This is a genomic window from Nocardioides phosphati, from assembly GCF_014646375.1.
In the GTDB taxonomy this organism is placed as follows: Bacteria; Actinomycetota; Actinomycetes; order Propionibacteriales; family Nocardioidaceae; genus Nocardioides; species Nocardioides phosphati.
Genome location: NZ_BMNI01000002.1, coordinates 100,254 through 111,351, shown reverse-complemented (window position 1 = coordinate 111,351; position 11,098 = coordinate 100,254). Strand labels below are relative to the sequence as shown.

At 70.1% G+C, this 11,098-nt stretch carries 11 protein-coding genes; all 11 read left to right on the top strand.

Going from position 1 to position 11,098, the window contains the following annotated elements; genetic code table 11:
- The first annotated feature begins 121 nt into the window (after positions 1–121).
- The 11 genes from ftsZ to IEX47_RS05385 all read left to right on the top strand — a co-directional run bounded on the left by ftsZ (position 122) and on the right by IEX47_RS05385 (position 11,057).
- The gene (gene ftsZ, locus IEX47_RS05435) at positions 122–1,327 is read left to right on the top strand and encodes a cell division protein FtsZ (protein WP_188783001.1); all 1,206 of its coding nucleotides are present in this window, start codon (positions 122–124) and stop codon (positions 1,325–1,327) included.
- Positions 1,328–1,334: 7 nt separating this feature from the next.
- Positions 1,335–2,054 carry a peptidoglycan editing factor PgeF gene (gene pgeF, locus IEX47_RS05430; RefSeq protein WP_188783000.1) on the top strand — a complete coding sequence of 240 codons (720 nt, stop codon included), beginning with the start codon at positions 1,335–1,337 and terminating at the stop codon, positions 2,052–2,054.
- Positions 2,051–2,764: a YggS family pyridoxal phosphate-dependent enzyme gene (locus tag IEX47_RS05425; protein WP_188782999.1), complete on the top strand. Its 714-nt coding sequence runs from the start codon at positions 2,051–2,053 to the stop codon at positions 2,762–2,764. The genes pgeF and IEX47_RS05425 overlap by 4 nt, the downstream gene beginning before the upstream one ends.
- Before the next feature lie 60 nt (positions 2,765–2,824).
- Positions 2,825–3,304 carry a cell division protein SepF gene (locus IEX47_RS05420; RefSeq protein ID WP_373289208.1) on the top strand — a complete coding sequence of 160 codons (480 nt, stop codon included), beginning with the start codon at positions 2,825–2,827 and terminating at the stop codon, positions 3,302–3,304.
- A 99-nt stretch (positions 3,305–3,403) separates the two neighbouring features.
- Entirely contained in the window at positions 3,404–4,138 is a 735-nt protein-coding gene (locus IEX47_RS05415) for a DivIVA domain-containing protein (RefSeq protein WP_188782997.1), read from the top strand.
- 185 nt (positions 4,139–4,323) lie between these two features.
- A complete protein-coding gene (locus tag IEX47_RS05410; protein WP_188782996.1) occupies positions 4,324–4,983 on the top strand; it encodes a TraR/DksA family transcriptional regulator in 660 nt (219 codons plus the stop codon).
- Positions 4,984–5,022: 39 nt separating this feature from the next.
- Positions 5,023–5,556 (top strand): signal peptidase II, encoded by a 534-nt coding sequence (gene lspA, locus IEX47_RS05405; RefSeq protein ID WP_188782995.1) that lies wholly within the window; start codon positions 5,023–5,025, stop codon positions 5,554–5,556.
- A 5-nt stretch (positions 5,557–5,561) separates the two neighbouring features.
- On the top strand, positions 5,562–6,488 hold the full coding sequence (locus IEX47_RS05400) for an RluA family pseudouridine synthase (RefSeq protein ID WP_188782994.1): 927 nt from the start codon (positions 5,562–5,564) through the stop codon (positions 6,486–6,488).
- Complete coding sequence (locus tag IEX47_RS05395) at positions 6,475–6,963, top strand: GNAT family N-acetyltransferase (RefSeq protein WP_188782993.1); 489 nt, start codon at positions 6,475–6,477, stop codon at positions 6,961–6,963. The genes IEX47_RS05400 and IEX47_RS05395 overlap by 14 nt, the downstream gene beginning before the upstream one ends.
- A gap of 10 nt (positions 6,964–6,973) precedes the next feature.
- On the top strand, positions 6,974–10,555 hold the full coding sequence (gene dnaE / locus IEX47_RS05390; RefSeq protein ID WP_188782992.1) for a DNA polymerase III subunit alpha: 3,582 nt from the start codon (positions 6,974–6,976) through the stop codon (positions 10,553–10,555).
- Between the two features lies 1 nt (position 10,556).
- A complete protein-coding gene (locus tag IEX47_RS05385; RefSeq protein WP_188782991.1) occupies positions 10,557–11,057 on the top strand; it encodes a hypothetical protein in 501 nt (166 codons plus the stop codon).
- Positions 11,058–11,098 lie beyond the last annotated feature (41 nt).

Below are 11,098 nucleotides of genomic sequence, written 5' to 3'. Positions count from 1 at the left end.
GTTCTTCCTCAACGCGAGGTTGACATAACTATAACGCTCTAGTTGAGGGTTAGGGTTTCGTCAGCGGCGCACTTCCCCAGCATTGCCAACACAGACGTCCATCGGGAGAGGCACAGCCGCCATGGCAGCAGCACAGAACTACCTGGCCATCATCAAGGTCGTCGGCATTGGTGGAGGTGGCGTCAACGCCGTCAACCGGATGATCGACTTCGGCCTCAAGGGTGTCGAGTTCATCGCCATCAACACCGACGCCCAGGCGCTGCTCATGTCGGACGCCGACGTGAAGCTCGACATCGGTCGTGAGCTCACGCGCGGTCTCGGTGCGGGCGCCAATCCCGACGTCGGTGAGAAGGCCGCCGAGGACCACGGCGACGAGATCGAGGAGGTGCTCAAGGGCGCCGACATGGTCTTCGTGACCGCCGGCGAGGGCGGCGGCACCGGCACCGGTGGTGCTCCGGTCGTCGCGCGCATCGCGCGCTCGCTCGGCGCGCTGACCATCGGTGTCGTCACGCGCCCGTTCGCCTTCGAGGGCCGCCGTCGCGCCAACTCCGCCGAGGACGGCATCGCCCGCCTCCGCGAGGAGGTCGACACCCTCATCGTCATCCCCAACGACCGCCTGCTGTCGATCAGCGACCGCAACGTGTCGATGCTCGACGCCTTCAAGCAGGCCGACCAGGTCCTGCTCCAGGGTGTATCCGGCATCACCGACCTGATCACCACCCCGGGCCTGATCAACGTCGACTTCGCCGACGTCAAGGCGGTCATGTCCAACGCTGGCTCCGCCCTCATGGGCATCGGCTCGGCGCGCGGCGACGACCGCGCGCTCGCCGCGGCCGAGATGGCGGTCTCCTCGCCGCTGCTCGAGGCCAGCATCGAGGGTGCGCACGGCGTCCTGCTCTCGATCGCCGGCGGCTCCGACCTCGGCATCTTCGAGATCAACGAGGCGGCCGCGATGGTCGCCCAGGCGGTCCACCCCGACGCCAACATCATCTTCGGCACGATCATCGACGACGCCCTCGGCGACGAGGTCCGCGTGACCGTCATTGCCGCCGGCTTCGACGGTGGCCAGCCCAAGAAGCGCGACGAGGGCACCGTCCTGCGTCGCGAGCCCGCGCCGGCCGGGCGCCAGGCCCCGACCAACAACGTCGGCCAGGTCGCCCAGCAGTCCCGCCCGGCCGCTCCTGCCCCGCAGGCAGCGCCCGCCCAGCAGCAGCCCGCCCCGGTGCAGCAGCAGCCGCAGTACACCCAGCAGCAGCCTGCACAGCCGGCCCGGCCGGCGGTGCAGTTCGACGACGACGAGCTGGACGTCCCGGACTTCCTCAAGTGACCGTCGCTTGTTCGCCCATCGCCTGACCGCCGACCCCGTCGAGCTGGCCTTCACGGACCGGCTCGGCGGGGTCAGCGCCTCGCCGTACGACGCGCTCAACCTCGCGCGCGTCAGCGACGACGACCCGGGTGCGATCCGCGACAACTGGCGCCTCGTCCTCGAGGCGTTCGCGCCCGACGGCGCGACCCTCTGTGACATGCAGCAGGTGCACGGCGCGGAGGTGGCGCTGGCCGACCCCGGCGCCGACGCGGCGCCGGTCTGCGACGCCATCGTGACCGACCGCACCGATGTCGTGCTCGCCGTCCGGGTCGCCGACTGCGTGCCCGTGCTGCTCGCCGACCCCGCTGCGGGTGTCGTCGGCGCCGCGCACGCCGGCCGGCTCGGCGTGCAGCAGGACGTCGTCGGCGCAACGGTGGCCCGCATGCGTGACCTCGGCGCCCGCGACGTGACCGCGTGGGTGGGTCCGCACGTCTGCGGCTCCTGCTACGAGGTGCCCCCGGCGATGCAGGACGAGGTGGCCGCCGCCGAGCCGTCGACGCGCTCGACGACCAGCTGGGGCACGCCCGCCCTCGACCTCGGCGCCGGCGTCCGCGCCCAGCTGGAGCGCGCCGGTGTCACCGTCGAGCTCCTCGGGCCGTGCACGCTGGAGTCCGACTCCCTCTACTCCCACCGGCGCGACGGCGCGGCCGCCGGCCGCCTCGCCGGACTGGTCCGGGTGCGCCCATGAGTGCCCCGCTGACCGGCGCCGCCCGTCGTGACGAGCTGGCCGCCAACCTCGCCCAGGTCCGCGAGCGCATCGCAGCCGCGACGTCCGCCGCGGGCCGCCCCGAGGGCGACGTCGCGCTCGTGGTCGTCACGAAGTTCTTCCCGGCCTCCGACGTGCGGCTCCTCGCGGAGCTCGGTGTCACCGACGTGGGGGAGAACCGCCACCAGGAGGCCGAGGAGAAGGCCGCCGCCTGCGCTGACCTCGACCTGCGGTGGCACTACATCGGCGGCCTGCAGTCCAACAAGGCGGCCGCCGTCGCGGCGTACGCCGACGTGGTGGAGTCCGTCGACCGGCTCAAGCTGGTCGCGCCGCTCGACAGGGGAGCGGAGGGCCGTCAGGTCGACGTCCTGCTCCAGGTCAGCCTCGACCGCCCCGACGCCGACGGACGGGCCGGCTGCGACCCGGCGGAACTCGCCGGGCTGGCCGAGGCGGTCGCCTCGGCAGAGCACCTCATGCTGCGCGGCCTGATGGCCGTCGCGCCCCTCGGGGAGGACCCCGCGGCGGCGTTCGCGAGGCTGGCGCAGATCCGCGCCGGCTTCCTGCAGGACCACCCCGAGGCCACCGTCCTGTCCGCAGGGATGAGCGGCGACCTCGAGGAGGCCGTCACGGCCGGCGCGACACACGTGCGCGTCGGATCGGCGATCCTCGGTTCCCGAGTCAACGTCAAGTAATGTCACAGACAACGCGCCAGATGGCGGCGCAGGAGTATCGGAGGACGACGCATGAGCACCATGCGCAAGATCGGTGAGTACCTCGGCCTGGTCGAGGACACGGGCCGGTACGCCGACGAGTACGACGACTACGACGAGGCGCCCGCGGCGCCGCGTGCGGCCCAGCCCGCACCTCGTCAGGCCGCTCCACGTCCGGCGCCGGTCGCGGACATCACGGAGCGTCGACGCCCGACGCCCGCGCCGCAGCAGACCGTTGCCGAGCTGTCGCGGATCACGACGCTGCACCCGCGCACCTACAACGAGGCGCGCACCATCGGTGAGAACTTCCGCGACGGTGTGCCGGTCATCATGAACCTCTCCGAGATGGACGACTCCGACGCCAAGCGTCTCGTCGACTTCTCCGCCGGCCTGGTCTTCGCGACCCGCGGCAACATCGAGCGGATCACCAACAAGGTGTTTCTTCTCTCCCCGCCCAACGTGACCGTGGCGGCCGAGGACAAGGCTCGTATCGCCGAAGGTGGCTTCTTCAACCAGAGCTGACCAGCTCTCCGCGCCTGTGACCGCGACTTCCCGTCTCGGTCGCAGGCGCTATTGTTCTGACAGTTTCTTTTCCGCTTCGACATATGAATGGGTGAGGGCATGCCGCTGACGCCTGAGGACGTGAGCAACAAGCGCTTTACTCCGGTCCGGCTCCGTGAGGGCTACGACATGGGTGAGGTCGACCAGTTCCTCGACGAGGTGGAGGCCGAGCTCGCTCGTCTCACCAAGGAGAACGACGACCTGCGCGCGAAGCTCGCTGCCGCGCAGTCCGGCCAGCCGGTCCCGGCCGAGCCGGTCAAGGCTCCCGAGCCGGTGAAGGCTCCCGAGCCGGTCGCGCCCGTCCCCGCCGCTCCGGCCCCGGTCGCCGCGCCGTCCGAGGAGATCCGGGTCGTCACGGTCGCCGACGCTTCCAGCGCCGCCGCCCGCCTGCTCGAGATCGCCACGCGCAACGCGGACGAGCTCGTCGAGGAGGCCAAGAACGACGCCGACAAGATCGTGGGCGAGGCTCGCACCAAGGCCGAGCGCCTCGAGTCGGAGTCCAAGATCAAGGCCGACAAGATGGAGTCCGACGCCCGGACCCGCGCGCAGATGCTCGACTCCGAGACCGCCGAGAAGCGCAAGCAGCTCTTCGGTGACCTCGAGAAGGAGCAGGCCAAGCTCAGCACCGAGGTCGAGCGTCTCCGCTCGTTCGAGCGGGAGTACCGCTCGCGCCTCAAGAGCTACTTCAGCCAGCAGCTCGAGGCGCTCGAGAGCACCCCTGAGGTCGCTCCCGACGAGGCCGCGGGCCAGGGTCCCAAGCGCCTGCGCTCGATCCTGGGTGAGGACGAGGGCTGAGGCTCTCCACGCTCTGCCACTGAGGTCGGCCGGATCCTTCGGGGTCCGGCCGACTTTTGCATCTGCACATTTTCCGGGGCGCGCCGAGTGGCGGTTTGAGCCGGTGCCCGGGAGGGGCTAGCCTCTCGGCCACCCGAGGTGGCGCAGGTCACCTTCTCCGTGCCGGTCCAGGAGGCCAGGTCCCCATGCCCCGCAGTACGCCGAAGATCCTCGCCGGCACCGCCGTCAACGCCGCCTCCGCAGCCCGCAAGGTGATCGCCCGCAAGCCGCGCGAGGAGGAGGCCGCCGAGGCCGCTCCCGCGAAGAAGGCTCCCGCCAAGAAGGCCACCGCCAAGAAGGCTGCTCCTGCCAAGAAGGCCGCGGCTCCCGCGAAGAAGGCGGCGGCGGCCGCGAAGAAGGCCGCTGCGCCGGCCAAGAAGGCCGCTCCCAAGAAGGCCGGTCCGGTGAAGCCGGAGAACCTCGCGGTCAAGGAAGGCGAGGAGGCCTGGACGAAGGCCGAGCTGGCCGAGGTCGTCAAGGAGCTCAAGGACCACGCCGCCCGCCTGCGCCAGGAGGTCGAGGAGCAGGAGGCCGAGCTCGCCGGCATCATGAAGGACGCCGGCGACGGCGCCGGCCACGACCAGGCCGACATGGGCGCGACGAGCTACGAGCGCGACCACGAGCTCACCGTGGTCGCGAACTCCCGCGAGATGCTCGCCCAGACCGAGCGCGCCCTCGCCCGCATCGACGACGGCACGTACGGCGTGTGCGAGTCGTGCGGGCAGCCGATCGGCAAGATGCGGGTCATGGCCTTCCCGCGCGCGACGCTCTGCATGGACTGCAAGAAGCGCGAAGAGCGGCGCTGATGCTCGCTGCGTGGTGGGGTGTGGGAAACTCGCTCCATCATGCAAGCAGCGCACGCCGAGTCTGAGTCCACCGTCGCCACCAGCTCCCGGCGCACCGCGCGGGCCTTGTTCGTGGCCACCGCCGTCGTCCTCTACCTGGTCGACCTGGGCACCAAGTCGCTCGTCGTCGAGAAGCTCGCCGACCGTGGTCGCGTCGACCTGGTCGGTGACCTGCTCGGGTTCCGGCTGACGCGCAACCCGGGTGCGGCGTTCGGCACGGGCACGTCGTACACCGTGCTGCTGTCGTGCGTGGCGCTGGTCGCGGTCGGCGTCGTCGTGTGGCTCTCGGCGCGCGTGGCCAACCGGGTCTGGGCGCTCGCGCTCGGACTGCTGCTCGCGGGCGTGCTCGGCAACCTGACCGACCGGGTCTTCCGGGAGCCGGGGCCGTTCGAGGGGCACGTGGTCGACTTCATCCAGCTCCCGCACTGGCCGATCTTCAACGTGGCCGACATGTGCATCAACGTGGCCGCCCTGCTGATCCTCGTGCAGGCCTTCCGCGGCGTGCGCCTCAACGGCACGCGCGACGGGAAGTGACGGCTGTGGACCAGCGCACCGTCCTGATCCCGGAGGGGCTCGCCGGCGAGCGCGTCGACGCCGCCATCGCCCGCATGTTCGGCCTCTCCCGCACCCGCGCGGCCGAGCTCGCCGCCGGGGGCCACGTGCAGCTCGACGGGCGTGACGTCGGGAAGTCCGACCGTGTCCACGAGGGCGGCATGCTCGACGTGACGATCCCGCGGATGGCCGACCCGCTCGAGGTGAAGCCCGAGCTCCACGACGGCATCCGGATCCTCCACGAGGACGACGCGATCGTCGTCGTCGACAAGCCCGTCGGCGTCGTCGTGCACCCCACCGTCGGCTGGACCGGCCCGACGATCGTGGGCCACCTCGCCGCGGCCGGCGTGCGCATCTCCACCAGCGGTGCGAAGGAGCGCGAGGGCATCGTCCAGCGGCTCGACGTCGGCACCTCGGGCGTCATGGTGATCGCGAAGTCGGAGCACGCCTACTCGGTGCTCAAGCAGGCGTTCCGCGACCGCACGCCGGAGAAGACCTACCACGCGCTGGTGCAGGGCCACCCGGACCCGAGCGAGGGCACCATCGACGCCCCGATCGGCCGGCACCCCAAGCACGACTGGAAGTTCGCGGTCATGAACGACGGCCGCCCGTCGGTCACGCACTACTCCACGCTCGAGGCCCACCGCTTCGCCAGCCTGCTCGAGATCCACCTCGAGACCGGCCGCACGCACCAGATCCGCGTGCACATGAGCGCCACGAAGCACCCCTGCGTCGGCGACCCGCTCTACGGCTGCGACCCGATCCTGGCCAGGCGGGTCAAGCTCGACCGGCAGTGGCTGCACGCGGTCAAGCTCGGCATCACGCACCCCGACTCGGGCGAGTGGGTCGAGTTCGAGTCGCCGTACCCCGCCGACCTGGCGCACGCGCTCGACGTCATCCGTGACACAGACTGATGCGCTGGTGCTCCGCCCTGCGGAGCCCGAGGACGTCCCCGACCTCGTCGACGTCTTCCTGACCGCCCGCGCGGCCGCGCCCATGCCGGCGTCGGTCCACACGCCGCGGGAGGTCGCCGCGTTCCTCGCGGCACGCCTGGCGACCGACGAGACCTGGGTGGGTGAGGTGGGGGAGACCGTGGTCGGCTACGCCCGCTTCACCGAGACCTGGCTCGACGACCTGTACGTCGCCCCCGGCGCCCAGCACGTCGGCGTCGGCACCGCCCTGCTCAACCTCGTCAAGACGCTCCGCCCCGACGGCTTCGGGCTCTGGGTCTTCACCTCCAACACCCCCGCCCGTGCCTTCTACGCAGGCCACGGCTTCGTCGAGGTGGAGCACACCGACGGCACCGACAACGAGGAGCGGGCACCCGACGTACGGATGGTCTGGGAGCCGCGCCGAGCGGGTGCCGGAACTGTCGGTGGGGCGGACTAAAGTGCCCTCCATGTCCTCTGGCTCCGCTGACTCGTTCGTGCACCTGCACGTCCACACGGAGTACTCGATGCTCGACGGCGCATCGCTCCTCGACGGCCTCTTCCAGCGCACCAGCGACCTGGGCATGTCCGCGATCGCGATGACCGACCACGGCAACATGCACGGCGCCTACGACTTCTACTCCAAGGCGAAGAAGTACGGGGTTAAGCCGATCATCGGCATCGAGGCCTACGTCACTCCGGGCACGCCGCGCGGCGAGCGCCGCCGCGTGCGGTGGGGCAAGGGCAACGCGTCCGAGGAGGGCGGCGACGACGTCTCGGGTGGTGGCGCCTACACCCACATGACGATGTGGGCCGAGTCCACCGAGGGCATGCACAACCTCTTCCGGCTGAGCTCGCGCTCGAGCCTCGAGGGCTACTTCTACAAGCCCCGCATGGACAAGGAGATCCTCGCCGAGCACAGCAAGGGGATCATCGTCTCCACCGGCTGCCCGTCGGGTGCGATCCAGACCCGGCTCCGCCTGGGCCAGTGGGACGAGGCCGTCCGCGAGGCCGGCGAGCTCCAGGACATGTTCGGGCGCGACAACGTCTTCCTCGAGCTGATGGACCACGGCATCTCGATCGAGAAGCGGGTCCGCGACGACCTGATCAAGCTCGGCCGCGACCTGGGCATCCCGCCGATCGCGACCAACGACTCGCACTACAACGCCCCCGAGGACGCCAAGGCCCACGAGTCCCTGCTCTGCGTGCAGTCCGGCAGCCGCATGGCGGAGCCGACGTACGAGCAGGGTGGCAAGCGGTTCGCCTTCCAGGGCGAGGGTTACTACATCAAGTCCGCGCAGGAGATGCGCGAGCTCTGGGGCGACCACAACGGCATGAAGGAGGCGTGCGACAACACCCTCCTGATCGCCGAGCGGTGCGAGGTCGAGTTCTTCGAGTCGACCGGCGGCTACATGGCGCGCGCCGACATCCCCGCGGGCGAGACCGAGGAGTCGTGGCTGCGCAAGGAGGTCTTCCGGGGCCTCGAGTCGCGCTACCCCGACGGCCGGCTCACGCAGGAGGTCATCGACCGCGCCAACTTCGAGCTCGAGGTCATCACCGGCAAGGGCTACTGCGGCTACTTCCTCGTGGTCGCCGACTTCATCCAGTGGTCCAAGGACAACGGCATCCGGGTCGGCCCCGGCCGTGGCTCCGGTGCGGGCTCCATCGCGGCGTACGCGCTGCGCATCACCGACCTGTGCCCGCTGGAGCACGGCCTCTTCTTCGAGCGGTTCCTCAACCCCGAGCGACCGTCGATGCCCGACTTCGACATCGACTTCGACGACCATCGCCGCGGCGAGGTCATCCAGTACGTCACGGAGAAGTACGGCGCCGACCGCGTCGCGCAGATCGCCACCTTCGGCCGGATCAAGGCCAAGCAGGCGATCAAGGACGCCGCGCGCATCCTCGACCACGGCTTCGCGATCGGCGACAAGATCACCAAGGCGCTGCCGCCCGACGTCATGGGCAAGGGCGTCAAGCTCAAGGACATCTTCAACCCCGAGGACAAGCGCTACGCCGAGGGCGGCGAGTTCCGCGCGCTCTACGAGCAGGACCACGACGTCCGCACCATCTACGAGACCGCGCTCGGCCTCGAGGGCCAGATCCGTCAGACCGGCGTCCACGCGGCCGGCGTGATCATGGCCAGCGAGCCGCTGATCGACATCGTCCCGCTGATGGACCCCAAGCAGGACGGGCAGGTGATCACGCAGTTCGAGTACCCGAAGTGCGAGGAGCTCGGCCTGGTCAAGATGGACTTCCTCGGCCTCTCCAACCTCCACACGCTGGAGGACGCGGTCCAGAACATCGAGATGAACCGCGGCGAGAAGGTGATCCTCGAGGAGCTCCCCTTCGACGACCGCGCGACGTACGAGCTGATGGGCCGGGGCGACACCCTGGGTGTCTTCCAGCTCGACTCCGGCGGCATGCAGGCGCTGCTGCGGTCGATGAAGCCCGACCAGTTCGCCGACATCACGGCCGTCTCCGCGCTCTACCGTCCGGGCCCGATGGGCGCGGACTCGCACAACAAGTACGCCCACCGCAAGAACGGCCGCGAGCCGATCGTGCCGATCCACCCTGCGCTGGAGGAGCCGCTCCAGGAGGTGCTCGGTGAGACCTACGGTCTCATCGTCTACCAGGAGCAGGTCATGGCGATCGCCCAGGTGCTCGCCGGCTACTCCCTCGGCGCCGCAGACAACATGCGCCGCGTCATGGGCAAGAAGAAGAAGGCCGAGCTCGACGCCCAGTTCGAGGGCTTCGAGGCCGGCATGCTCGAGCGCGGGTATCCCAAGGACGCCGTCAAGATCCTCTGGGAGATCCTCGTCCCCTTCGCGGACTACGCGTTCAACAAGTCGCACTCCGCGGCGTACGGCGTCATCACGTACTGGACGGCCTACCTCAAGGCCAACTACCCGACCGAGTACATGGCCGCGCTGCTGACGTCGGTGAAGGACAACAAGGACAAGATGGCGCTCTACCTCGGTGAGTGCCGCCGGATGAAGATCCAGGTCCTGCCGCCCGACGTCAACGAGTCCTCCCACAACTTCACCGCGGTCGGCAACGACATCCGCTTCGGCCTCACCGCCATCCGCAACGTTGGCGCCAACGTCGTCGACGGCATCGTCGAGGCGCGCGAGACGCAGGGCCGGTTCACCGACTTCAACGACTTCCTCTCGAAGGTCCCCGCGCCGGCGTGCAACAAGCGTCTCGTGGAGTCGCTGGTCAAGGCCGGTGCCTTCGACGGCATGGGCCACCGGCGGCGTGCGCTGGTCGCGATCCACGAGACCGCCGTCGACCAGTACGTCGACATCAAGAAGAACGAGGCGATCGGGCAGGACTCCCTCTTCGCCGGGCTCGGTGACGACGACGAGGGCGGCGGCTTCGGCGTCAACGTCGCCATCCCCGACATCGACGAGTGGGACAAGATGACCCTGCTCGGCAACGAGCGGGAGATGCTCGGCCTCTACGTCTCCGACCACCCGCTCAACGGCCTCGAGCACGTCCTCTCGCAGGGCACCGACTGCTCCATCGGCCAGCTGATCGTCGACGAGGAGCGGGCCGACGGCTCATCGGTCACGGTCTCCGGCCTGATCACCAGCGTGCAGCGCAAGATCACCAAGCGCGGCGACTCGTGGGCGATGGTGACGCTGGAGGACCTCGAGGGCTCGATCGAGGTGCTGCTCTTCCCGAGCAGCTACCAGCTCGCCGCGCCGTACCTCGTCGAGGACGCGATCATCACCGTCCGTGGCCGCCTCTCGCGGAGCAAGGACACCCCCGAGATCATGGGCCAGGAGGTCACGGTCCCCGACCTCTCCGACGGACCCAACGGCCCCGTGGTGATCTCGCTGCCGTCGACGCGCTGCACGGCTCCGGTCGTGGAGTCGCTCAAGGACGTCCTGCGGACCCACCCCGGCGTGACCGAGGTCCAGCTGCGGCTGCTGGCCCGCAACGCCACGACCGTGATGCGCCTCGACGACCGGCTCCGGGTCACGCCCAGCGGCGCGCTCTTCGCCGACCTCAAGCAGCTCCTCGGGCCTGGTTGCCTTGCCCAGTGACGTGAAGCGGCCCGCGCTGCTCGCTGCGGCGGTCGTGATCGGCTGCGCGCTGCTCGGCGCGCTCTGCGGCGTCGGCTGGTGGCTGTGGTGGAAGCCCGCGCCGAGCGGCGTCGTCTACCAGCACCACGCGTTCTTCATGCCCGACGAGGAGTTCCGCGCCACCGGGCTGTACGTCGCGATCGCGGCGCCGGTCGGGCTGCTCCTCGGTGTCCTCGGCACCTGGCGACTGCGCCGTGACCCGCTCCTCGCCGTGCTCGTCCTCGTCGCCGGCGCGGTCGCCGGGGGAGCGGTGATGCTGCTCGCCGGCCGCCTGCTGGAGCCCGCGAGCGCACTCGCGCTCGCGCGTCACGCGAAGGACGGCGCGGCGATCCACGCCTCGCTCCGGGTCGACTTCGGGCCGGCGTGGTGCGCGATGCCCTTCGCGGCCGTGGTCGGCTGCCTCGGCGTGCTGCTGTCGATCGACCCGCACGCCGCGCGCGAAATGGCGTCCCAACGTTCCTGATCGTCTGTAGCCTCCCAGTGACTTTCCACTGACTCGAGGAC